The organism is Staphylococcus sp. IVB6240 (assembly GCF_025558425.1).
In the GTDB taxonomy this organism is placed as follows: Bacteria; Bacillota; Bacilli; order Staphylococcales; family Staphylococcaceae; genus Staphylococcus.
This window is the reverse complement of sequence record NZ_CP094718.1, coordinates 1,806,751-1,827,577: the sequence shown is the minus strand read 5'-3', so window position 1 is coordinate 1,827,577 and position 20,827 is coordinate 1,806,751. Positions and strand designations below refer to the sequence as shown.

The 20,827-nt window shown below is 37.0% G+C and carries 33 protein-coding genes and 1 pseudogene; 30 read left to right on the top strand and 4 right to left on the bottom strand.

The window, feature by feature from the left end; all coding sequences use genetic code 11:
* Positions 1-50: 50 nt before the first annotated feature.
* Positions 51-1,205, top strand: coding sequence for an aminotransferase class I/II-fold pyridoxal phosphate-dependent enzyme (locus MUA88_RS09170; RefSeq protein WP_262603851.1), 1,155 nt, complete (start codon positions 51-53; stop codon positions 1,203-1,205).
* 184 nt (positions 1,206-1,389) lie between these two features.
* Here the strand turns inward: MUA88_RS09170 and mspA are convergent, their stop codons facing one another.
* Positions 1,390-1,707 (bottom strand): membrane stabilizing protein MspA, encoded by a 318-nt coding sequence (gene mspA, locus MUA88_RS09165; RefSeq protein WP_262605438.1) that lies wholly within the window; start codon positions 1,705-1,707, stop codon positions 1,390-1,392.
* A 130-nt stretch (positions 1,708-1,837) separates the two neighbouring features.
* On the bottom strand, positions 1,838-2,002 hold the full coding sequence (locus MUA88_RS09160) for an SE1832 family protein (RefSeq protein WP_262603849.1): 165 nt from the start codon (positions 2,000-2,002) through the stop codon (positions 1,838-1,840).
* Positions 2,003-2,114: 112 nt separating this feature from the next.
* Between MUA88_RS09160 and MUA88_RS09155 the strand changes: the two are divergent.
* Positions 2,115-3,024: pseudogene (locus tag MUA88_RS09155) on the top strand (AEC family transporter).
* 81 nt (positions 3,025-3,105) lie between these two features.
* Here MUA88_RS09155 and MUA88_RS09150 read toward each other — a convergent pair.
* Positions 3,106-3,966 (bottom strand): GNAT family N-acetyltransferase, encoded by an 861-nt coding sequence (locus MUA88_RS09150; RefSeq protein ID WP_262605437.1) that lies wholly within the window; start codon positions 3,964-3,966, stop codon positions 3,106-3,108.
* A gap of 360 nt (positions 3,967-4,326) precedes the next feature.
* On the opposite strand from MUA88_RS09150, the gene MUA88_RS09145 reads away from it, so the two are divergent.
* Together MUA88_RS09145 and MUA88_RS09140 are read left to right on the top strand one after the other, a co-directional pair.
* Complete coding sequence (locus MUA88_RS09145; RefSeq protein ID WP_262605436.1) at positions 4,327-6,459, top strand: DNA topoisomerase III; 2,133 nt, start codon at positions 4,327-4,329, stop codon at positions 6,457-6,459.
* A 117-nt stretch (positions 6,460-6,576) separates the two neighbouring features.
* The gene (locus MUA88_RS09140) at positions 6,577-7,911 is read left to right on the top strand and encodes an NCS2 family permease (RefSeq protein WP_262605435.1); all 1,335 of its coding nucleotides are present in this window, start codon (positions 6,577-6,579) and stop codon (positions 7,909-7,911) included.
* A 105-nt stretch (positions 7,912-8,016) separates the two neighbouring features.
* Here the strand turns inward: MUA88_RS09140 and MUA88_RS09135 are convergent, their stop codons facing one another.
* Complete coding sequence (locus tag MUA88_RS09135) at positions 8,017-8,400, bottom strand: hypothetical protein (protein WP_262603844.1); 384 nt, start codon at positions 8,398-8,400, stop codon at positions 8,017-8,019.
* Between the two features lie 343 nt (positions 8,401-8,743).
* Between MUA88_RS09135 and rpsJ the strand changes: the two genes are divergently transcribed.
* The 26 genes from rpsJ (at position 8,744) to rpsM (ending at position 20,821) form a co-directional block, all read left to right on the top strand.
* Positions 8,744-9,052 (top strand): 30S ribosomal protein S10, encoded by a 309-nt coding sequence (gene rpsJ / locus MUA88_RS09130; protein WP_001118667.1) that lies wholly within the window; start codon positions 8,744-8,746, stop codon positions 9,050-9,052.
* A 28-nt stretch (positions 9,053-9,080) separates the two neighbouring features.
* The gene (gene rplC, locus MUA88_RS09125; protein ID WP_262603843.1) at positions 9,081-9,740 is read left to right on the top strand and encodes a 50S ribosomal protein L3; all 660 of its coding nucleotides are present in this window, start codon (positions 9,081-9,083) and stop codon (positions 9,738-9,740) included.
* Between the two features lie 26 nt (positions 9,741-9,766).
* A complete protein-coding gene (gene rplD, locus MUA88_RS09120) occupies positions 9,767-10,387 on the top strand; it encodes a 50S ribosomal protein L4 (protein ID WP_262603842.1) in 621 nt (206 codons plus the stop codon).
* Entirely contained in the window at positions 10,387-10,662 is a 276-nt protein-coding gene (gene rplW / locus MUA88_RS09115; RefSeq protein ID WP_095117618.1) for a 50S ribosomal protein L23, read from the top strand. The genes rplD and rplW overlap by 1 nt, the downstream gene beginning before the upstream one ends.
* Positions 10,663-10,694: 32 nt before the next feature.
* On the top strand, positions 10,695-11,528 hold the full coding sequence (gene rplB, locus MUA88_RS09110; protein ID WP_262603841.1) for a 50S ribosomal protein L2: 834 nt from the start codon (positions 10,695-10,697) through the stop codon (positions 11,526-11,528).
* A 64-nt stretch (positions 11,529-11,592) separates the two neighbouring features.
* Positions 11,593-11,871, top strand: a complete 279-nt coding sequence (gene rpsS / locus MUA88_RS09105) for a 30S ribosomal protein S19 (RefSeq protein WP_262603840.1) — start codon at positions 11,593-11,595, stop codon at positions 11,869-11,871.
* A gap of 32 nt (positions 11,872-11,903) precedes the next feature.
* Positions 11,904-12,257: a 50S ribosomal protein L22 gene (gene rplV / locus MUA88_RS09100; RefSeq protein ID WP_037574789.1), complete on the top strand. Its 354-nt coding sequence runs from the start codon at positions 11,904-11,906 to the stop codon at positions 12,255-12,257.
* A gap of 24 nt (positions 12,258-12,281) precedes the next feature.
* On the top strand, positions 12,282-12,935 hold the full coding sequence (rpsC, locus tag MUA88_RS09095) for a 30S ribosomal protein S3 (RefSeq protein ID WP_262603839.1): 654 nt from the start codon (positions 12,282-12,284) through the stop codon (positions 12,933-12,935).
* A 2-nt stretch (positions 12,936-12,937) separates the two neighbouring features.
* Positions 12,938-13,372, top strand: coding sequence for a 50S ribosomal protein L16 (gene rplP / locus MUA88_RS09090; RefSeq protein WP_044359570.1), 435 nt, complete (start codon positions 12,938-12,940; stop codon positions 13,370-13,372).
* On the top strand, positions 13,362-13,571 hold the full coding sequence (gene rpmC / locus MUA88_RS09085) for a 50S ribosomal protein L29 (protein WP_014613220.1): 210 nt from the start codon (positions 13,362-13,364) through the stop codon (positions 13,569-13,571). The genes rplP and rpmC overlap by 11 nt, the downstream gene beginning before the upstream one ends.
* Before the next feature lie 24 nt (positions 13,572-13,595).
* On the top strand, positions 13,596-13,859 hold the full coding sequence (gene rpsQ, locus MUA88_RS09080) for a 30S ribosomal protein S17 (protein ID WP_000004086.1): 264 nt from the start codon (positions 13,596-13,598) through the stop codon (positions 13,857-13,859).
* Positions 13,860-13,889: 30 nt separating this feature from the next.
* Positions 13,890-14,258, top strand: coding sequence for a 50S ribosomal protein L14 (gene rplN, locus MUA88_RS09075; protein ID WP_014613222.1), 369 nt, complete (start codon positions 13,890-13,892; stop codon positions 14,256-14,258).
* A gap of 39 nt (positions 14,259-14,297) precedes the next feature.
* A complete protein-coding gene (rplX, locus tag MUA88_RS09070; RefSeq protein WP_095117614.1) occupies positions 14,298-14,615 on the top strand; it encodes a 50S ribosomal protein L24 in 318 nt (105 codons plus the stop codon).
* 24 nt (positions 14,616-14,639) lie between these two features.
* Entirely contained in the window at positions 14,640-15,179 is a 540-nt protein-coding gene (gene rplE, locus MUA88_RS09065) for a 50S ribosomal protein L5 (protein WP_262603837.1), read from the top strand.
* Positions 15,180-15,200: 21 nt separating this feature from the next.
* Positions 15,201-15,386: a type Z 30S ribosomal protein S14 gene (locus MUA88_RS09060; RefSeq protein WP_095117613.1), complete on the top strand. Its 186-nt coding sequence runs from the start codon at positions 15,201-15,203 to the stop codon at positions 15,384-15,386.
* Positions 15,387-15,418: 32 nt separating this feature from the next.
* The gene (rpsH, locus tag MUA88_RS09055) at positions 15,419-15,817 is read left to right on the top strand and encodes a 30S ribosomal protein S8 (RefSeq protein ID WP_262603836.1); all 399 of its coding nucleotides are present in this window, start codon (positions 15,419-15,421) and stop codon (positions 15,815-15,817) included.
* A gap of 28 nt (positions 15,818-15,845) precedes the next feature.
* Entirely contained in the window at positions 15,846-16,382 is a 537-nt protein-coding gene (rplF, locus tag MUA88_RS09050) for a 50S ribosomal protein L6 (protein ID WP_262605433.1), read from the top strand.
* Between the two features lie 30 nt (positions 16,383-16,412).
* Positions 16,413-16,772 carry a 50S ribosomal protein L18 gene (gene rplR / locus MUA88_RS09045; protein ID WP_095117610.1) on the top strand — a complete coding sequence of 120 codons (360 nt, stop codon included), beginning with the start codon at positions 16,413-16,415 and terminating at the stop codon, positions 16,770-16,772.
* A 20-nt stretch (positions 16,773-16,792) separates the two neighbouring features.
* The gene (gene rpsE / locus MUA88_RS09040) at positions 16,793-17,293 is read left to right on the top strand and encodes a 30S ribosomal protein S5 (protein WP_095117609.1); all 501 of its coding nucleotides are present in this window, start codon (positions 16,793-16,795) and stop codon (positions 17,291-17,293) included.
* Between the two features lie 15 nt (positions 17,294-17,308).
* Positions 17,309-17,488: a 50S ribosomal protein L30 gene (rpmD, locus tag MUA88_RS09035; RefSeq protein WP_262605431.1), complete on the top strand. Its 180-nt coding sequence runs from the start codon at positions 17,309-17,311 to the stop codon at positions 17,486-17,488.
* 16 nt (positions 17,489-17,504) lie between these two features.
* Complete coding sequence (gene rplO / locus MUA88_RS09030; RefSeq protein WP_262605430.1) at positions 17,505-17,945, top strand: 50S ribosomal protein L15; 441 nt, start codon at positions 17,505-17,507, stop codon at positions 17,943-17,945.
* Positions 17,945-19,237 (top strand): preprotein translocase subunit SecY, encoded by a 1,293-nt coding sequence (gene secY, locus MUA88_RS09025; protein WP_262605429.1) that lies wholly within the window; start codon positions 17,945-17,947, stop codon positions 19,235-19,237. The genes rplO and secY overlap by 1 nt, the downstream gene beginning before the upstream one ends.
* Positions 19,238-19,255: 18 nt before the next feature.
* A complete protein-coding gene (locus tag MUA88_RS09020; RefSeq protein ID WP_262603831.1) occupies positions 19,256-19,906 on the top strand; it encodes an adenylate kinase in 651 nt (216 codons plus the stop codon).
* Between the two features lie 162 nt (positions 19,907-20,068).
* The gene (gene infA, locus MUA88_RS09015; RefSeq protein WP_001118443.1) at positions 20,069-20,287 is read left to right on the top strand and encodes a translation initiation factor IF-1; all 219 of its coding nucleotides are present in this window, start codon (positions 20,069-20,071) and stop codon (positions 20,285-20,287) included.
* A 32-nt stretch (positions 20,288-20,319) separates the two neighbouring features.
* Complete coding sequence (gene rpmJ, locus MUA88_RS09010) at positions 20,320-20,433, top strand: 50S ribosomal protein L36 (RefSeq protein ID WP_002509257.1); 114 nt, start codon at positions 20,320-20,322, stop codon at positions 20,431-20,433.
* Positions 20,434-20,455: 22 nt separating this feature from the next.
* Entirely contained in the window at positions 20,456-20,821 is a 366-nt protein-coding gene (rpsM, locus tag MUA88_RS09005) for a 30S ribosomal protein S13 (RefSeq protein ID WP_262603830.1), read from the top strand.
* The last annotated feature ends 6 nt before the right edge of the window (positions 20,822-20,827 follow it).

The following is a 20,827-nucleotide window of genomic DNA, read 5'->3' as shown; positions in this document are numbered from 1 at the left end:
AGCTGAGGCATAAGTTTGTCTCAGCTTCTCATTACATATGGGGGGATTACATGGCTTATACAAGTATATTAAATCAAATTCCAGACAGTTATTTCGGTAAGACGATGGGACGTAAAGTCACACACGGGCCATTACCGTTAATTAATTTAGCAGTAGGAATACCCGATGCTGATACACCACAACGCATATTAGATGCGCTGTCAGAAGCAATTGTTAAACCTGAAAATCAAAAGTATTTAGCATTTCAAGGGAGAGATTATTTTAAACAAGCAATCGTCGACTTTTACCAACGTCACTTTAATGTCACTTTAGATCCAGATAAAGAGGTGTGCCTATTTTATGGTACAAAGAATGGGCTTGTGGCATTGCCGACGTGCGTGATTGAACCAGGAGATGAAGTTTTGTTACCTGATCCAGGATATACTGATTATGAAGCGGGTGTTTATCTTGCTCATGGTAAACCGAAACGCCTTAAGTTATCACCAGAACAACACTACTTACCACAATGGGATCACGTTGATACAACACAGACGAAGTTAATTTACTTAACATATCCTAATAATCCGACTGGTTCTGTGGCAACACCTGAATTTTTCCAAGAGACCATTGATCGATTTAAAGGTACCCAAACAAAAATTGTACATGATTTTGCTTATCAAGCATTTGGATTTGATGCACCGAATCCGAGTATATTAGCAGCAGAAGGGGCGAAAGATGTTGCAGTAGAAGTATTCTCATTTTCAAAAGGATATAATATGTCTGGATATCGTGTCGGATTTGCTGTGGGAAATGCAGAAATCATTGCGAACTTGCAGAAGTACCACACACATACACAGGCGGGAATGTACGGTGCGTTACAAGACGCGTGTACGGTTGCTTTAAATGAATGTGATGACGTATTACAAGCACAAAAAGAAGTCTTTCGTAAACGTCGAGATATCATTGAAGAAAAACTCACAAAACATCGAATACCACACGAACCGATCAAAGGTGGCATTTTCTTATGGTTAGAATGCCCGCCAAATATGACAAGTGATGCATTCATCGCATATTTATTAGAAGAACTATCTATTTTAGCGGCCCCTGGTCATCCATTTGGTGAAGAAGGGGAAGGGTATGTCCGTGTTTCATTCGCGATTGATGAGGCACAGCTTTTGGAAGCATTGGAACGACTCGGAACATTAGAAACACGCTATCATTCATAAATATTGAAAAGATAGGTAGGGGAACACTCTTGGAATGAGGTTATGTGAGATGTGCTGAGAATTCAACTTTTCAAACACTGACAATTGATCGCATCTTGGTCCTACAATAAACGGAAACATAAATAATAAGGCCCTTATTCGAGATACGTCTGTGTATCTGATAAGGGCTTTTCTATGTACTGATTTATAAGACGATAATGGTAACAGCAATATAGACGACTAAGATGAGTAGTGTCATCATATTCAAAATTTGAACACCTTTTGCATCTCTTTTATGATGCTTAAATGCTGTAATTTCTACGTTACCAATCAACATGAGTAAGACTGCTACTAACCACCATACCTGTGATGGATAATATAAAAGTGATGTTGTAACGACGATAATGAGTAAAATTGCCATCAAAAATCGTAAAATCTTAGGCAATAGCATCTCTAATTTGAAGATGCTGATATATGCTACGATGAGATACATCAATGGCAAGAGAATAAGATAAGTGATCATTAGGATACATCCTTTCTAAAAACGAGCCTAATATAAGTGCGTTGACGGATAAGATCTATAATATGAGTGTGTATGTCTAGTATTTGTTGTACAAGATCATTTATCAGGACAGTTGTGCTTAAGCATGGGCTTATTGCTGTAACTTTGCACGCACTTCAGCAATTTGTTGTTCGATTGACTCGAGTTGTTTAATCAGCGGATCAACTTGTTGTGCTGTTGATTCTCGTTTTTCCAAATCACCTTGTAAGCGGACGTAATCCATTTTAAGTTCTTGTAGTTGTTGTTCTAAGTCCATACAGCATCCTCCTTATATCAATTATAATAATTATATCATGTTACCATTGTAATATTAAAACGTTTTACTGTACTATATGAGCTGTAGTCTTTAAGAGAAAAGGGGAAGAGGCATGACTGCGAACTTTGTTATCATCTTAACTTTAATTGCATTGGGATATATTAAAACGTATGAGATATATCTCGGGGAAAGATAGTCGTGTCATTTCAACGATTGTATTGAATGTGACATTACCATCAGTCGTCATCGTTAATTTAAATGATGTGACACTCACACCCTCATTATCTGTGTTACCAGTCATGATGATTCTATATGGTATGATTACCAAGATCCTCGTTGTAATGTTGTTTCTCAAATACAACAATGAGGTGCGAGGAACTGTTGCAATTATGATGGGCAGTCTCAATATTGGGATTTTTGCGTATCCATTGGTGCAACAGATTTGGCCGGATGTCGGGCTAATCTATTTTGGAATGGCTGATATTGGCGGTGCGGTTGTCATGTTTGGTATGACTTACTTTGCAGCGACTTATTTTAAAAATATGAGTGGTGGGCTAAACCCTAAATACATATTAAAAAATCTAGTTAAGTCTATTCCGTTAATGACTTATGTTTTTATGTTATTACTTAATTTATTTCATTTAAGTCTCCCACAACAAGTGTTACGCTTTTTTGATGTATTAGGTGCTGCGAATTTGCCGCTTTCTATGTTGCTACTAGGTGTATTGATTGATTTTAAGTTAGACAGACGTTATTTACCAATTACGTTGAAATACCTTGGATTGCATTATGGGTTAGGTGTATTGTTTGGTACGCTTGTCTACTTCTTCTTACCTGTGTCAGACGATATGATCAAAACAACATTACAACTTATTTGGCTAATGCCAGTAGGTGTTGCAGCATTGTCTTACGCTGTGCAATTTCGTTATCGAACACTTCCAGTCATTGCGATGGCAAGTAATATCACAATTGTCATTAGTATCATGATTCTCTATGTATACCAATACTTATTTGTTTCTTAATATGATTGAATTTATAAATAAAGCTCCTTTCTTATCCTGATATTTGGAATAAGGAAGGAGCCTTTTTATGTTGTGTTTTTATTAGAAATGGCATTTGAACTTATCGTAGGTTTCTTTGATATGAAAACCGAGTGTATCAAATCGAGAAACAAGTTGATGATTCTTACTTCTGATTTTAAAGTGAACGGTTTGAATTTCACCGTCTTTACAAGCGTGATGAATGGCATGTTGAATTAAATCAAAAGCAATACCGTTTAATCGATAGTCTTTATGAGATGAAAAATATTTAATTTCTGCGCGTTGCGCTCGGTTATCTGAGACGAGGTATAAATAACCTTTTAAAATGCCTTCTGCGACATACAAGAATAAAACATGGTTATCATCTAGTTCGTTTGTAATTTCTTTGGCAGTCATAGCGGAATGCGTAAATGTCTTTTCATGCAGTTTTTTAAAATAACGATAATAAACAGGTTGATAATTCATGATGAGATGATCATTTTCTGATGCGCCTAAGTCATGTGTCGCTTCTAGATGATAGTCGGTAAATGTATAAGCAGCACCAATAGATTTCATATAAGACTTAATGGCAGGGTGTGCAGTTGAAAATGAAAAGTAATAGGTAGAAGGTCGATGATGTTGAGCCGTAGCCTCTTCAAATAGTTCTTTAAGGTCTGATTCTGTAAAAGAGGTATCCTGGCGAAAAATAGGACCAATCACTTGGTATTTATGTTCAGCATAAGGTGTGCAAATGAGGACCATTTTAATACCTGTATCATCTTGTGTCGTGAACAGGCGATGATGGCGATCTGCATTTGATAAATATGTTTGTAATTGCTCATCAGAATTCATAGGAAGATTATGTACATAGGACTGATCCATAGATAAATTGTTTCGAATAAACGATGCAATGTGAGAATAATCTTGTTTATAGTTCGTTTTCATAGTCAGACCTCCAATGATAGTATGTTACTTTTATTATAAATGGTTTAGTCCACAAATCAAACGACGTCAATTCTATCAACCATTTCGTTACTTCTAAGTGTAGCATGTTACAATAGAATCAATGAAAACTGAAACATATTGAATGAGTTTGTGAGAGGAATATTTAGTCTCCAATAGAATGAGAACAACGACTAAAATTTTTATCGCATTGCGAAGTTCAGTCAAAAACTCTGTTTATGTAACGCTGATAGAATAAGGTTGTGATATGAGCGTTGAGAGATTGAATGAGGAGACTATTTCCAAAGGTAACTCATGGGTCTGTTTCAATATGATGAGGTAGTTAAAGAGGAGAAAATATATATGAAAGCATTAATTTTAGCTGAGAAACCATCAGTAGGCCGCGATATTGCTAAGGCGCTACAAGTCAATGCAACAAAACAAGGATACTTTGAGAATGATCATTATATTGTTACATGGGCACTCGGGCATCTGGTTACCAATGCGACACCAGAACAATATGATAAATCATTGCAACAATGGCGTATGGATGACTTACCAATCATACCGAAATATATGAAAACCGTTATTATTAATAAAACGAGAAAGCAATTTAATACTGTACAAAAGTTGATGCAGAGAGACGATGTAAAGCAAATTATTATTGCCACGGATGCTGGTCGAGAAGGGGAGCTTGTGGCACGCCTTATTATTGATAAAGCACGTATTAAGAAACCCATTAAACGTTTATGGATCAGTTCTGTAACGACAAAGGCTATTCGAGATGGGTTTAAAAATCTTAAAGATGGATCGCAATATCATAATTTGTATCAAGCCGCTTTAGCTAGAAGTGAAGCGGACTGGATTGTAGGGATCAATGCTACGCGTGCACTGACAACGAAATATGATGCACAACTTTCATTAGGACGTGTACAAACGCCAACGATTCAATTGATTCATTCGCGTCAAGAAGAGATAAAACACTTTAAGCCGCAAGATTATTTCACGTTATCGATTCAGTTAAATGGTATTCAATTTGATTATCAACAAGAACGTCGCATGATGGAACGTGCGCCGTTAGAGTCGCTTGTGAAACAATTAGAGAATGAAAATGCTGAGATTATTTTAGTTGAGGAGAAACATAAGAAGTCATATCCACACCCGCTATTTAATTTAACTGATTTACAACAAGCAGCGTATCAGCGATATCATTTAGGTGCTAAACAAACATTAAATACGTTACAACAATTGTATGAACGCCATAAACTTGTGACGTATCCTCGAACAGATTCTAATTATTTAACGACGGATATGGTTGCTACATTAAAGGAACGTTTACAAGCAACGATGGGGACAGATTATCGTGATGTGGCAAAATCATTAATGCAACAGAAGTTCGATGGGAAAGCGAGATATATCAACAATCAAAAAGTATCAGATCACCATGCGATTATTCCGACTGAAGTTCGCCCCAACATGGCTGATTTATCACCGAACGAACAAAAGGTTTATTTATTGATTGTTCAGCGTTTCTTAGAAGTCTTATCACCACCGTATCGTTACGTAGAGAGAAAAGTGGTTGCTAAAGCAGGGAAAGCGACATTTATCAATCAAATGCATCAACCCATTGAATTAGGATTTAAACAACTTCAATCAAATACACAACAACAGGGAAAAACAGTTGCATTTGAGAAAGGGAGTCATCTAAAGATAAAAGATGCGACAATTCATGCGCATCAAACAACACCACCGCCTTATTTTAATGAGGGAACTTTATTGAAAGCGATGGAACGTCCTGATAAGTTCTTTGAATTGAAAGATAAGAAATCAGCGCAAACACTTAAAGTAACAGGTGGTATTGGGACAGTCGCAACACGTGCAGATATCATTGATAAATTGTACAGTATGAATGCGATAGAAAATCAAAACGGTAGCATTAAGGTAACGTCTAAAGGACGACAAATATTAGATTTGGCTCCTGAAGCACTTACATCTCCATTACTGACAGCTAAATGGGAAGATAAGCTATTGCGTATCGAAAAAGGACAATTAAAACGACAACAATTTATTGGAGAAATGAAGCAATTCACCCAACAAATTATTGAAGATATTAAACAGAGTGAGCAGAAGTATAAGCATGATAACTTAACATCTGCAGAATGTCCGACGTGCGGTAAGTTTATGCTGAGAGTAAAAACGAAAAATGGATCTATGCTTGTTTGCCAAGATCCAAGTTGCAAGACGAAAAAGGATGTTAAGACACAAACAAAAGCACGCTGTCCACAATGTAAGAAACGTCTAACTAAGTTTGGTGTTGGTAAAAAGGCGACGTACCGATGCAGTTGTGGTTTTACTGAAACGCAGGAACAAATGGATAAGCGTTTTAAAAATAAAGGGAAAGATAAAGTTTCTAAACGCGATATGAAAAAATACATGAAAGATGATTCATTGGAAAACAATCCGTTCAAAGAGGCGTTAAAAGATTTGAAAGGATAAACGTCTAAAAATCGAACGAAATTATTAAATTTTGAAAGAAAGTTCGTATTTGTTATTGAAATTCTGCAATCCCCGTATTAGAATAAATGAGTATTTTAAATAAAGGAGCAAATAACAGTGAGACGATATTTCCGATTTGACGAGCACCAAACCAATTACAAACGAGAAATTCTCGGTGGTCTTACAACATTCTTATCGATGGCATATATTCTTGCCGTCAACCCACAAGTTTTAAGCCTAGCAGGTATAGATGGCGTACCAGCTGATCAAAAAATGGATCAAGGCGCTGTCTTTGTAGCAACAGCACTTGCAGCATTTGTAGGTTGTTTATTCATGGGGCTTATAGCCCGTTACCCAATTGCACTTGCACCAGGTATGGGATTGAATGCATTCTTTGCATTTACAGTTATCTTAACAATGGGGATTCCATGGCAAGTCGGTTTAACAGGGGTATTCTTTTCAGGGTTTATTTTTGCAATTCTAACAGCAACAGGTCTACGAGAAACCATTATTAACGCAATTCCATATGAAATGAAACTGGCAGTATCTTCGGGGATTGGATTGTTTATTACTTTTGTCGGACTACAAAGTTCTGGAATTATCGTAAAAAATGACGCGACATTAGTGACATTAGGGAAGATTACAGATCCTCCCGTGTTATTAGCAGTATTCGGTATTATTATTACAGTTATTCTTTATACTAAAAAAGTGCCAGGCGCTATATTCTTAGGGATGGTTTTAACAGCTATTGCAGGTCTTGTAACACAACAAATTGCACCGCCAACAAGCGTTGTAGGGAAGGTCCCAAGCATCGCACCAACATTCGGGGCAGCTTTTGAAGCATTTCAAGACCCTGCACAATTATTTACGATTCAATTTTTAATCGTTATTTTAACATTTTTATTTATCGACTTTTTTGATACTGCAGGTACAATTGTAGCAGTTGCCTCTCAAGCAGGATTTATGAAAGACAATAAGTTACCGCGTGCAGGACGTGCATTATTTGCTGACTCTTTAGCAACAATGACCGGTGCTATTTTTGGTACAACTACAACAACATCTTATATTGAATCAACTTCTGGTGTTGCAGTAGGTGCGCGTACTGGACTAGCGAGTATCGTAACAGGTATTTGTTTCTTATTAGCATTATTCTTTAGCCCGTTAATGGCAGTCGTAACATCAGCAGTAACAACACCAGCACTTGTTGTGGTGGGGGTATTAATGGCTTCTAATTTAGCGGACATTAGTTGGAAGAAATTTGAAGTTGCAGTACCAGCATTTGTAACAATTATTATGATGCCTTTATCTTATTCAATTGCAACAGGTATTGCTTGTGGCTTTATCTTCTATCCGATTACAATGTTATTAACAAAACGTCACAAAGAAGTACACCCAATCATGTATGCATTGATGATTATCTTCATCTTATATTTTGTATTTGTACATGGCTAAAATAGGAAGAAATTAAAAATAGCACCTTTTCCGTCAGGAGAGGTGCTATTTTTAATGAGATTATAGATTAATGATTAACCGAAACAACTATTGAATATATAACAATTATTTACGTGTTGTCTGATCATCATAAATAACACGAGCATGTGCATTGGATAGGTATGTTGGCGTTGCATATAAAATAAACAACATGAACATTAAAAGAATTAACATGATCCAATGTAAGATCATACCTATGACAGGAATCACAGCGACACAATTTAGAATTGCACCTGCCAAAGGAATCAATACCATAGGGCGAATTGTATTCTGCTTATCAAATATAAGTACGAGAACCATTACAATATAAATGAAGATATTAAATGCGAGTGGCTGCCAACCAAGTGCTAGAACATACCAACCACCAATAAAAGGAAATCCAGCGATAAATTCTGAAACCATTGCAATTAAAGTGAATACGATTAACAACGTCTTAATTTTTTTAGTCATAGACAATACCTCATATCTTTATATTTATCTTTCATACTTGTTCACTATTATAATCAATTTATCATTAAGAAACAAAAACTAAAAGAGTGAAAAAATTTTATGTAAATGGTTGAACTCAATGAATATTTACAGTAAAATGACATGGTATGTGATTAGATATAAAAAATCCCAAGAAACTATTGCCAAACGGCTAACTTTCTTGTAAAATATCTAATGTTGGACTTTTTAATGCGATGAAGCGAAAGGTTACTGACACACCCGGCCGCTTTGCCATGGCGTTGTGTGAGATAGTTTTCGTGGAGAAGTCTATCACTTATATGAAGACGAATAAGGAGGGTAAATAATGGCAAAACAAAAAATCAGAATCAGATTAAAAGCTTATGACCACCGTGTCATCGATCAATCAGCAGAGAAAATCGTTGAAACTGCTAAACGTTCTGGAGCGGACGTATCAGGTCCAATCCCATTACCAACTGAAAAATCAGTGTACACAATCATCAGAGCGGTGCATAAGTACAAAGATTCACGTGAGCAATTCGAACAACGTACACACAAACGTTTAATCGATATTGTTAACCCTACACCAAAAACAGTTGACGCTTTAATGGGCTTAAACTTACCATCAGGTGTAGACATCGAAATCAAATTATAATTAAAAATTTTTAGGAGGTGGACTTTCGATGACCAAAGGAATCTTAGGAAGAAAAATTGGTATGACACAAGTATTCGGTGAAAACGGGGACTTAATTCCTGTAACAGTAATCGAAGCAAAAGAAAACGTAGTATTACAAAAGAAAACTGAAGAAGTGGATGGCTACAATGCAATCCAAATCGGTTTTGAAAACAAAGAAGCATATAAAAAAGGTAGCAAAACTAACAAATATGCAACTAAACCAGCTGAAGGTCACGCTAAAAAAGCAGGCACAGCACCTAAGCGCTTCATTCGTGAATTCAGAAACGTTAATGTTGACGAATACGAAGTAGGTCAAGAAGTCTCAGTTGATACATTCGAAGTTGGAGACGTAATTGACGTAACAGGAACTTCAAAAGGTAAAGGTTTCCAAGGCGCAATCAAACGTCACAACCAAGCACGTGGACCAATGTCACACGGTTCTCATTTCCACAGAGCGCCAGGTTCTGTAGGTATGGCGTCAGACGCATCACGTGTATTTAAAGGACAAAAATTACCAGGCCGCATGGGTGGTAACACAGTAACTGTTCAAAACTTAGAAGTTGTTCAAGTAGATACGGAAAACAGCGTAATTTTAGTAAAAGGTAACGTACCTGGTCCTAAAAAAGGTTTTGTACAAATCCAATCAGCTATCAAAGCTAGTAAATAATTAGTAGTGAAAGGAGGAAATGCATAATGGCAAATTATGATGTATTAAAAGTTGACGGATCTAAAGCTGGTTCAGTAGAACTTAGCGATGCAGTATTCGCAATCGAACCAAATAACGATGTTTTATTTGAAGCAATTCAATTACAACGCGCTTCATTACGCCAAGGAACACACGCGGTTAAAAACCGTTCAGCAGTTCGTGGCGGTGGACGTAAACCATGGAGACAAAAAGGTACAGGACGTGCGCGTCAAGGTACAATCCGTGCTCCACAATGGCGTGGCGGTGGTGTGGTATTCGGACCAACACCAAGAAGCTACTCATACAAAATGCCTAAGAAAATGCGTCGCTTAGCGTTGAAATCAGCACTTTCATTTAAAGTACAAGAAAATGAATTCAAAATCGTTGACAGCTTCAACTTAGAAGCACCAAAAACAAAAGAATTCAAAGCAACATTAACTAACTTAGAATTACCTAAAAAAGTTCTTGTTGTTACTCTTGGCGATGTAAATGTTGAATTATCAGCACGTAACATTCCAGGTGTACAATTCACTACACCAGAAGGCTTAAACGTATTAGAATTAACACACGCTGACAGTGTTTTAATCACTGAAGAAGCAGCTAAAAAAGTTGAGGAGGTGCTCGGATAATGGAAGCAAGAGATATTCTAAAGCGCCCCGTAATCACAGAAAAATCATCTGAAGCAATGGCTGAAGATAAATACACTTTTGACGTTGATGTTCGTGCAAACAAAACACAAGTCAAAACAGCTGTAGAACAAATCTTTGATGTTAAAGTTGACAAAGTCAACATCATCAACTACAAACCTAAGAAAAAACGTGTAGGCCGTTACCAAGGTTACACAAACAAACGTCGTAAAGCGATCGTTACATTAAAAGAAGGTCAAATCGACTTATTCAACTAAAATTCTAATTACCATTAAGGAGGTAAACGACAATGGCTCTTAAACATTATAAGCCAATTACTAATGGTCGTCGTAATATGACTACATTAGATTTCTCTGAAATTACAGAGTCAAAACCTGAAAAGTCATTATTACAACCGCTACCGAAAAAAGCGGGTCGTAACAACCAAGGTAAATTGACAGTACGCCATCACGGTGGTGGACACAAACGTCAATACCGTGTGATTGATTTCAAACGTAATAAAGACGGAATCGCTGGTAAAGTAGATTCTATTCAATACGATCCAAACAGATCAGCAAACATTGCTTTAATCGTATATGCAGATGGTGAAAAACGTTACATCATCGCACCTAAAGGATTAGAAGTAGGTCAAGTAATTGAAAGTGGTTCAGAAGCTGACATCAAAGTTGGTAACGCACTACAATTAAAAGACATTCCTGTAGGTACAGTTATTCATAACATCGAATTAAAACCAGGCCGTGGTGGCCAAATCGCACGTTCTGCTGGTGCAAGTGCACAAGTATTAGGTAAAGAAGGTAAATACGTTCTTGTAAGACTTCGTTCTGGTGAAGTTCGTATGATTCTTTCAACTTGCCGTGCTACAGTAGGACAAGTTGGTAACCTCCAACACGAACTTGTAAACGTCGGTAAAGCCGGTAAATCAAGATGGTTAGGTAAAAGACCAACAGTTCGTGGTTCTGTAATGAACCCTAACGATCACCCACACGGTGGTGGTGAAGGCCGTGCGCCAATCGGACGTCCATCTCCAATGTCACCATGGGGTAAACCAACTCTTGGTAAGAAAACACGTCGTGGTAAGAAACGTTCAGACAAACTTATCGTACGTGGACGTAAGAAAAAATAAAAATAGCTTATTTGGGTGTGCGGCGTAATCGCTGCACGCACATAATAAGAAAGGAGGCGCCATTATGGCTCGTAGTATTAAAAAGGGACCTTTCGCCGATGAGCATTTAATGAAAAAGGTTGAAGCTCAAGGTGATAGTCAAAAGAAACAAGTAATCAAAACTTGGTCACGTCGTTCAACAATTTTCCCAAACTTTATTGGACACACATTCGCAGTATACGATGGACGTAAACACGTACCTGTATATGTAACTGAAGATATGGTTGGTCACAAATTAGGTGAATTTGCTCCAACACGTACTTTCAAAGGACATGCTGCAGACGACAAGAAAACAAGAAGATAAATCATTTCTAATAAGTAGAGGAGGAAATACGAATGGAAGCAAAAGCGGTTGCTAGAACTATCAGAATCGCACCTCGTAAAGTTCGATTAGTATTAGACCTAATCAGAGGTAAAGACGTAAGAGAAGCAGTAGCTATTTTAAAATTAACTAACAAAGCTTCTTCTCCAGTAGTAGAAAAATTATTAATGTCCGCTTTAGCTAATGCTGAGCACAACTATGGTATGAATACTGACGAATTAGTTGTTAAAGAAGCATATGCTAACGAAGGACCAACTTTAAAACGTTTCCGTCCACGTGCTCAAGGACGTGCAAGTGCAATTAACAAAAGAACAAGCCATATCACTATCGTAGTAAGTGATGGTAAAGAAGAAGCTAAAGAAGCTTAATTAAATCATTAAGGAGGGAACATTGTGGGTCAAAAAATTAATCCAATCGGACTTCGTGTTGGTGTAATTCGTGACTGGGAAGCTAAATGGTATGCTGAGAAAGACTTCGCATCACTTTTACACGAAGACTTAAAAATTCGTAAATTTATTGATAATGCATTAAAAGACGCATCAGTATCTCACGTTGAGATCGAGCGTGCTGCTAACCGCATCAACATTGCAATTCACACTGGTAAACCAGGTATGGTTATTGGTAAAGGCGGTTCAGAAATCGAAAAACTTCGTAACAAATTAAATCAATTGACTGATAAAAAAGTTCACATCAACGTTGTTGAAATCAAGAAAGTTGATCTTGATGCACGTTTAGTTGCTGAGAACATTGCACGTCAATTAGAAAACCGTGCTTCATTCCGTCGTGTTCAAAAACAAGCTATCGGAAGAGCAATGAAACTTGGTGCTAAAGGTATCAAAACTCAAGTATCAGGTCGTTTAGGTGGCGCTGACATCGCGCGTGCTGAACAATATTCAGAAGGAACTGTACCACTTCATACATTACGTGCTGACATCGATTATGCACATGCAGAAGCAGACACTACTTACGGTAAGTTAGGTGTTAAAGTATGGATTTATCGTGGTGAAGTTCTTCCTACTAAGAAAAATAGTGAAGGAGGAAAATAATTATGTTACTACCAAAGCGTGTAAAATATCGTCGTCAACATCGTCCTGACACAAAAGGTCGTTCAAAAGGCGGTAACTTTGTAACATTCGGTGAGTTTGGTCTTCAAGCAACTACAACTTCTTGGATCACATCTCGTCAAATCGAATCAGCTCGTATCGCTATGACACGTTACATGAAACGTGGCGGGAAAGTTTGGATTAAAATCTTCCCTCATACACCATATACACAAAAACCTTTAGAAGTACGTATGGGTGCTGGTAAAGGTGCGGTTGAAGGCTGGATCGCAGTTGTTAAACCAGGTAGAGTATTATTTGAAGTAGCAGGCGTATCTGAAGAAGTTGCGCGTGAAGCACTACGTTTAGCTAGCCACAAACTTCCAGTTAAAACGAAGTTTGTAAAACGTGAAGAATTGGGTGGTGAATCAAATGAAAGCTAAGGAAATTAGAGACTTAACCACTTCAGAAATCGAAGAACAAATCAAATCTTCAAAAGAAGAGCTTTTTAACCTACGCTTTCAATTAGCTACAGGTCAATTAGAAGAGACTGCTCGTATCAAGACTGTAAGAAAAACGATCGCGCGTCTAAAAACTGTTGCACGTGAAAGAGAATTAGAACAAGGTAAAGCAAACCAATAATAGTTGAAAGAGGAGGTTACTAAAGTGAGCGAAAGAAATGATCGTAAAGTTTACGTTGGTAAAGTTGTTTCAGATAAAATGGACAAAACAATCACTGTTTTAGTTGAAACTTACAAAACACACAAACTATATGGTAAACGTGTTAAATACTCAAAAAAATATAAAACGCATGATGAAAACAATTCAGCTAAATTAGGAGATATCGTTAAGATTCAAGAAACGCGTCCTTTATCAGCGACAAAACGTTTCCGTTTAGTAGAAATTGTCGAAGAATCAGTAATTATTTAATGACTATTTAGAGATAAGGGAGGTATAATCATGATCCAACAAGAAACACGCTTAAAAGTAGCAGATAACTCTGGTGCTCGTGAAGTTCTTACAATCAAAGTATTAGGTGGATCTGGCCGTAAAACAGCTAACATCGGTGATGTCATCGTAGCAACTGTTAAAAATGCTACACCTGGTGGCGTTGTTAAGAAGGGTGATGTTGTTAAAGCTGTTGTTGTACGTACTAAATCAGGTGTACGCCGTAAAGACGGTTCATACATCAAATTTGACGAAAATGCATGTGTTATAATTCGTGATGACAAAGGCCCACGTGGTACACGTATTTTTGGACCTGTTGCACGTGAATTACGTGAAGGAAACTTTATGAAAATCGTTTCCCTTGCACCAGAAGTACTTTAATTAGCGAAATAATATAAACAAATTCAAGGAGGTGCCCACATGCATATTAAAAAAGGTGACAACGTTATCGTTATTGCAGGTAAAGACAAAGGTAAAACTGGTAAAGTTGTAGAAACTCAACCTAAAAAAGACCGCGTTGTTGTTGAAGGTGTTAACATGATTAAAAAACACCAAAAACCTACGCAATTCAATCCTGAAGGTGGAATCTTAGAAACAGAAGCTGCTATTCATGTTTCTAACGTACAAGTATTAGACCCTAAAACAAACGAACCTACTCGTGTAGGCTACAAATTTGTTGACGGTAAAAAAGTTCGTATCGCAAAAAAATCAGGCGAAGAAATCAAGTCTAATAAATAATAATTGTTGAAAGGAGGATCCACTTTGAATCGTTTAAAAGAAAAATTTAACTCAGAAGTTGCTGAGAACTTAGTTAAAAAATTCAATTACAGTTCAGTAATGCAAGTACCTAAAATTGACAAAATCGTTGTGAATATGGGTGTTGGTGACGCTGTTCAAAACTCTAAAGTATTGGACACAGCTGTTGAAGAATTAACAGCCATCACTGGTCAAAAACCATTAATCACAAAAGCAAAAAAATCAGTTGCGACATTCCGTTTACGTGAAGGTATGCCAATTGGTGCCAAAGTAACATTACGTGGTGAAAGAATGTATGAATTCTTAGATAAATTAATTTCTGTTTCACTTCCACGTGTACGTGACTTCCGCGGTGTTTCAAAAAATGCATTTGACGGTCGCGGTAACTACACATTAGGTGTTAAAGAGCAATTAATTTTCCCTGAGATTGACTATGATAAAGTATCAAAAGTACGTGGAATGGATATCGTTATCGTAACGACTGCTAACACTGACGAGGAAGCTCGTGAATTGTTAACACAATTCGGTATGCCATTTCAAAAATAATCTCTGAAGGAGGCTAATTAAGTGGCTAAAAAATCAATGGTTGCTAAGCAACAACGTAAACAAAAATTCCAAGTCCGTGAATATACACGCTGTGAACGCTGTGGTCGTCCACACTCAGTATATCGTAAATTTAAACTTTGCCGTATTTGTTTCCGTGAATTAGCTTACAAAGGTCATATCCCTGGCGTACGTAAAGCTAGCTGGTAAAATATTAAACTCTTGAAAGGAGGCAACAAACTATGACATTGTCAGATCCAATTGCAGATATGTTAACTCGCGTGAGAAACGCAAATATGGTTCGCCATGAAAAATTAGAGTTACCTGCATCAAACATTAAAAAAGAAATTGCTGAAATCCTTAAAAGTGAAGGTTTCATCAAAAATGTAGAGTATATCGAAGATGATAAACAAGGTGTTATCCGTGTCTTCTTAAAATATGGTTCAAACAACGAGCGTGTTATTACAGGCTTAAAACGTATTTCAAAACCAGGTTTACGTGTATACGCTAAAGCTAGCGAAATGCCAAAAGTATTAAATGGTCTTGGTATCGCTTTAGTATCTACTTCTGAAGGTGTAATCACTGACAGAGAAGCTAGAAAACGTAATGTTGGTGGAGAAGTATTAGCTTACATTTGGTAATATAAAATAAATAAGGAGGTGCCATAACATGAGCCGTGTTGGTAAAAAAATTATCGAGATCCCTAGCGACGTTACTGTAACTATCGATGGTAGTACAGTTTCTGTTAAAGGACCTAAAGGTGAATTATCACGAACTTTAAACCCAGAAATGACTTATAAACAAGAAGAAAACACACTTGAAGTTGTAAGACCATCAGATTCTAAAGAACACAGAACTGTTCATGGTACAACTCGTGCGTTAATCAATAATATGGTGCAAGGTGTATCTAAAGGATACGAAAAAACATTAGAACTTATCGGTGTTGGTTACCGTGCACAAGTACAAGGTTCTAAACTTGTATTAAACGTTGGTTATTCTCACCCAGTTGAATTCGAAGCTGCTGAAGGTATTACTTTCTCAGTAGAAAAAAATACGACTGTCAAAGTCGAAGGTATCGACAAAGAATTAGTAGGTGCAACAGCATCAAAAATTCGTGACGTTCGTCCACCAGAACCTTATAAAGGTAAAGGCATTCGTTACCAAGGTGAATATGTTCGCCGTAAAGAAGGTAAAACTGGTAAATAATAAATAAACTCTATAGAAAGGAGTATTGACATGATCAGCAAAATTGATAAAAACAAAGTACGTTTAAAAAGACATGCACGTGTTCGTACGAAATTGTCAGGTACTAGCGAAAGACCACGTCTTAACGTATATCGTTCTAACAAACATATCTATGCACAAATCATTGATGACACTAAAGGCGTAACATTAGCGCAAGCGTCTTCTAAAGACAGTGGCGTAGACGCATCAGCAACTAAAGTTGAATTAGCAACTCAAGTTGGTGAAGCAATCGCTAAAAAAGCGACTGAAAAAGGAATCGAAGCAGTTGTATTTGATCGTGGAGGATACTTATTCCACGGACGTGTAAAAGCATTAGCAGATGCAGCTCGCGAAAATGGACTTCAATTTTAATTTAAAGGAGGGACAACTCAATGGCTCGTAGAGAAGAAGAAGTTAAAGAATTTGAAGAACGCGTTGTTACGATCAACCGTGTTGCGAAAGTTGTTAAAGGTGGACGTCGTTTCCGTTTCACAGCATTAGTAGTAGTAGGTGACAAAAATGGTCGCGTTGGTTTCGGTACTGGTAAAGCACAAGAGGTACCTGAAGCAATCAAAAAAGCAGTTGAAGCTGCGAAAAAGAACCTTATCACAGTTCACCGTGTTGACGGAACTACTCCTCACACAATCACTGGACGTTTCGGTTCAGGAAGCGTATTAATGAAACCAGCTGCACCTGGTACAGGTGTTATCGCAGGTGGACCAGTTCGTGCCGTACTTGAGCTTGCAGGTATCACTGATATCTTAAGTAAGTCATTAGGTTCTAATACACCAATTAACATGGTACGTGCTACAATCGACGGTTTACAAAACTTAAAAAATGCTGAAGATGTTGCCCGTTTACGTGGTAAATCAGTAGAAGAATTATACAATTAAGGAGGGAACAGATAAATGGCTAAAATTCAAATTACCCTCACTCGAAGTGTTATCGGTCGTCCTGAAACACAACGTAAAACAGTTGAAGCATTAGGTCTTAAAAAAATGCATTCTTCTGTAGTTGTTGAAGACAATGATGCAATTCGTGGACAAATCAGCAAAGTAAGTCACTTAGTAACAGTAGAAGAAAAATAATCAAGGAGGTGCCGAAATGAAATTACATGAATTAAAACCATCAGAAAGTTCACGTAAAGTACGTAACCGCGTAGGTCGTGGTGCTGGTACTGGTAACGGTAAAACTAGTGGTCGCGGTCAAAAAGGTCAAAAAGCCCGTTCAGGTGGTGGCGTAAGACCAGGTTTCGAAGGTGGTCAATTACCATTATTCCGTCGTATTCCAAAACGTGGTTTCACTAACATTAACCGCAAAGAATACGCAATCGTTAACTTAGATCAACTTAACAAATTCGAAGATGGTACTGAGGTAACACCTGAGTTATTAATCGAAACAGGCGTTGTTAAAAACGAAAAATCTGGTATTAAAGTTTTAGGTAATGGTTCATTAGAAAAAAAATTAACTGTAAAAGCACATAAATTCTCAGCTGCAGCCAAAGAAGCAATTGAAGCGAAAGGCGGAGCACACGAGGTGATCTAATGTTTCATACGCTTGTAAACTTCTTTAAAACTAAAGAAGTCAGAAACAAGATACTTTTTACTCTTGCAATGTTAGTAATTTTCAAAATAGGTACGTATATTCCAGCACCTGGTGTAGATCCAGCAGCTTTTGATAATCAACGAGGTTCTCAAGGCGTCACTGACTTGTTAAACACGTTTGGTGGCGGTGCCTTGAAGAACTTTTCTATCTTTGCTATGGGTATTATGCCTTACATTACGGCTTCTATCGTTATGCAATTGTTACAAATGGATATAGTACCTAAGTTTACAGAATGGGCAAAACAAGGTGAAACTGGACGTAAAAAGTTAAGTACTTTCACACGTTACTTCACAATTATTCTTGCATTCATTCAATCGATTGGTATGTCATTCCAATTCAATACGTATTTGGATGGCGCATTGATCAAGAACCAAAACGTTTGGTCATATCTATTAATTGCAATTGTTTTAACAACAGGAACTGCATTCTTAATGTGGTTAGGTGAACAAATTACGCAATATGGTGTGGGTAATGGTATTTCTATCATTATCTTTGCAGGTATCTTATCTTCACTACCATCTGCTTTGATTCAATTCTATCAAAAAGAATTTATTGGGCAAGATGATGTGACATTAGCTTGGTTAAAAGTAGCAGGCCTTGTTATTGGAATGATTCTTTTAACTGTGGGTGCTGTTTACGTTTTACAAGCTATTCGTAAAATACCGATTCAATATGCAAAAAAACAATCCAAAATGCAACTTGGTTCACAAGCAACGTATTTACCTTTGAAAGTAAACTCTGCAGGTGTTATTCCAGTCATTTTCGCAATGGCATTCTTCTTGTTACCAAGAACTTTGACATTGTTCTTCCCTAAAGCAGAATGGGCGAAGACAGTTGCAACATATGCTGATCCATCTCACAATATTGGTATGATTGTATATGTTATTTTGATCATTGCATTTACTTATTTCTATGCATTTGTTCAAGTTAACCCTGAGAAGATGGCAGATAACCTGAAGAAACAAGGTAGTTATGTTCCGGGTATTAGACCGGGCGTTAATACTAAAAAATATATTACAAAAGTCTTGTATCGTTTAACGTTTGTAGGTTCAATTTTCTTAGCAGTCATTGCAATCTTGCCAATTATTGCAACGAAATTTATGAACTTACCACAGTCCATTCAAGTGGGTGGTACAAGCTTACTCATTGTTATCGGTGTTGCCATTGAAACGATGAAGAGCTTAGAAGCACAAGTGAGTGAACGAAAATATACAGGCTTTGGTAGACGTTAATTTTTAGGAGGGCATAGTATGAACATTATTTTAATGGGATTACCTGGTGCTGGTAAAGGGACACAAGCGAGTGAAATAGTTAAAAAATATCCAATCCCTCACATTTCAACAGGGGATATGTTCAGAAAAGCAATTAAAGACGAAACTGAACTAGGTAAAGAAGCTAAATCATATATGGATCGCGGAGAACTTGTACCAGATGAAGTTACAGTAGGAATTGTAAAAGAACGCATTTCAGAAGATGATGCTAAAAAAGGATTCTTACTAGATGGATTTCCTCGAACAATTGAACAAGCTGAAGCGCTTAATTCAATTTTAGAAGAACTAGGTAGAGAAATCGACGCAGTTGTTAACATCGAGGTTCCAGAAGAAGAATTGATGAATCGTCTTACTGGTCGTCGCATTTGTGAAACATGTGGGACAACTTATCATCTTGTTTTCAATCCTCCTAAGGTTGAAGGTGTTTGTGATCTTGATGGCGGTAAATTATACCAACGTGAAGATGACAACCCAGAAACAGTTGCAAATCGTTTGAATGTTAATATTAAACAATCTAAGCCAATCTTAGACTTCTACAGTAAAGAAGGCGTATTGAAAAATATTGATGGTTCAAAACAAATTGACGCTGTTTCAGAGGATGTAATCCAAATTTTAGAATCACTTAAATAGAACGACTTGGATGCAATTCGCTTTTAAGAAGTCGTTAGTAATAAATTAGTTGAAACAAATTATGTGACATTAATGATAATGATGATTTTGAAGTGAAATCCAGGCTACTATAATCGAGTTGATATTCTATAATCCTTACAACTGAAAAGGAGGAGTTAATCAATGGCGAAACAAGACGTAATCGAACTTGAAGGTACAGTACTTGATACTTTACCAAATGCAATGTTTAAAGTAGAATTAGAAAATGGCCATGAGATTTTAGCACATGTTAGTGGTAAAATTCGCATGAACTATATTCGTATTCTACCTGGCGATAAAGTAACAGTTGAAATGTCTCCGTATGATTTAACACGCGGCAGAATCACATATCGTTATAAATAATTGTCACTCCATCATTGAAGGAGGTATAAAAAATGAAAGTTAGACCATCAGTGAAACCTATTTGCGAAAAATGTAAAGTCATTAAACGTAAAGGTAAAGTAATGGTAATTTGTGAAAACCCTAAACACAAACAAAAACAAGGTTAATTAAAAGAGAGGTGTAAATATAATGGCACGTATTGCAGGAATTGATATCCCACGCGATAAGCGCGTAGTAATTTCATTAACATATGTTTATGGTATCGGTAAAGCAACAGCAAAACAAATTCTTTCAGAAGCGAACGTTTCAGAAGATACACGTGTAAAAGATTTAACTGATGATGAGTTAGGTCGTATTCGTGAAGTTGTTGATGGTTATAAAGTTGAAGGTGACTTACGCCGTGAAACAAACTTAAACATCAAACGTTTAATGGAAATCTCATCTTACCGTGGTATCCGCCACCGTCGTGGTTTACCAGTAAATGGTCAAAAAACAAAAAACAATGCGCGTACGCGTAAAGGCCCAGTTAAAACTGTTGCTAACAAGAAAAAATAATAGGTA

What these genes read in the sequence shown, in the direction of transcription:
- MUA88_RS09020 (WP_262603831.1), top strand. Translation starts at nt 19,256, where the DNA reads ATGAACATTATTTTAATGGGATTACCTGGTGCTGGTAAAGGGACACAA.
- rplX (WP_095117614.1), top strand. Translation starts at nt 14,298, where the DNA reads ATGCATATTAAAAAAGGTGACAACGTTATCGTTATTGCAGGTAAAGAC.
- secY (WP_262605429.1), top strand. Translation starts at nt 17,945, where the DNA reads ATGTTTCATACGCTTGTAAACTTCTTTAAAACTAAAGAAGTCAGAAAC.
- rpmJ (WP_002509257.1), top strand. Translation starts at nt 20,320, where the DNA reads ATGAAAGTTAGACCATCAGTGAAACCTATTTGCGAAAAATGTAAAGTC.
- mspA (WP_262605438.1), bottom strand. Translation starts at nt 1,707, where the DNA reads ATGATCACTTATCTTATTCTCTTGCCATTGATGTATCTCATCGTAGCA.
- MUA88_RS09135 (WP_262603844.1), bottom strand. Translation starts at nt 8,400, where the DNA reads ATGACTAAAAAAATTAAGACGTTGTTAATCGTATTCACTTTAATTGCA.
- rplF (WP_262605433.1), top strand. Translation starts at nt 15,846, where the DNA reads ATGAGCCGTGTTGGTAAAAAAATTATCGAGATCCCTAGCGACGTTACT.
- MUA88_RS09160 (WP_262603849.1), bottom strand. Translation starts at nt 2,002, where the DNA reads ATGGACTTAGAACAACAACTACAAGAACTTAAAATGGATTACGTCCGC.
- rpsH (WP_262603836.1), top strand. Translation starts at nt 15,419, where the DNA reads ATGACATTGTCAGATCCAATTGCAGATATGTTAACTCGCGTGAGAAAC.
- rplD (WP_262603842.1), top strand. Translation starts at nt 9,767, where the DNA reads ATGGCAAATTATGATGTATTAAAAGTTGACGGATCTAAAGCTGGTTCA.
- rpmC (WP_014613220.1), top strand. Translation starts at nt 13,362, where the DNA reads ATGAAAGCTAAGGAAATTAGAGACTTAACCACTTCAGAAATCGAAGAA.
- rplR (WP_095117610.1), top strand. Translation starts at nt 16,413, where the DNA reads ATGATCAGCAAAATTGATAAAAACAAAGTACGTTTAAAAAGACATGCA.
- rplB (WP_262603841.1), top strand. Translation starts at nt 10,695, where the DNA reads ATGGCTCTTAAACATTATAAGCCAATTACTAATGGTCGTCGTAATATG.
- rplO (WP_262605430.1), top strand. Translation starts at nt 17,505, where the DNA reads ATGAAATTACATGAATTAAAACCATCAGAAAGTTCACGTAAAGTACGT.
- infA (WP_001118443.1), top strand. Translation starts at nt 20,069, where the DNA reads ATGGCGAAACAAGACGTAATCGAACTTGAAGGTACAGTACTTGATACT.
- rpsM (WP_262603830.1), top strand. Translation starts at nt 20,456, where the DNA reads ATGGCACGTATTGCAGGAATTGATATCCCACGCGATAAGCGCGTAGTA.
- rplP (WP_044359570.1), top strand. Translation starts at nt 12,938, where the DNA reads ATGTTACTACCAAAGCGTGTAAAATATCGTCGTCAACATCGTCCTGAC.
- rpsE (WP_095117609.1), top strand. Translation starts at nt 16,793, where the DNA reads ATGGCTCGTAGAGAAGAAGAAGTTAAAGAATTTGAAGAACGCGTTGTT.
- MUA88_RS09150 (WP_262605437.1), bottom strand. Translation starts at nt 3,966, where the DNA reads ATGAAAACGAACTATAAACAAGATTATTCTCACATTGCATCGTTTATT.
- MUA88_RS09170 (WP_262603851.1), top strand. Translation starts at nt 51, where the DNA reads ATGGCTTATACAAGTATATTAAATCAAATTCCAGACAGTTATTTCGGT.
- rplV (WP_037574789.1), top strand. Translation starts at nt 11,904, where the DNA reads ATGGAAGCAAAAGCGGTTGCTAGAACTATCAGAATCGCACCTCGTAAA.
- rpsS (WP_262603840.1), top strand. Translation starts at nt 11,593, where the DNA reads ATGGCTCGTAGTATTAAAAAGGGACCTTTCGCCGATGAGCATTTAATG.
- MUA88_RS09145 (WP_262605436.1), top strand. Translation starts at nt 4,327, where the DNA reads ATGAAAGCATTAATTTTAGCTGAGAAACCATCAGTAGGCCGCGATATT.
- rplC (WP_262603843.1), top strand. Translation starts at nt 9,081, where the DNA reads ATGACCAAAGGAATCTTAGGAAGAAAAATTGGTATGACACAAGTATTC.
- rplN (WP_014613222.1), top strand. Translation starts at nt 13,890, where the DNA reads ATGATCCAACAAGAAACACGCTTAAAAGTAGCAGATAACTCTGGTGCT.
- rpsJ (WP_001118667.1), top strand. Translation starts at nt 8,744, where the DNA reads ATGGCAAAACAAAAAATCAGAATCAGATTAAAAGCTTATGACCACCGT.
- rpmD (WP_262605431.1), top strand. Translation starts at nt 17,309, where the DNA reads ATGGCTAAAATTCAAATTACCCTCACTCGAAGTGTTATCGGTCGTCCT.
- rplW (WP_095117618.1), top strand. Translation starts at nt 10,387, where the DNA reads ATGGAAGCAAGAGATATTCTAAAGCGCCCCGTAATCACAGAAAAATCA.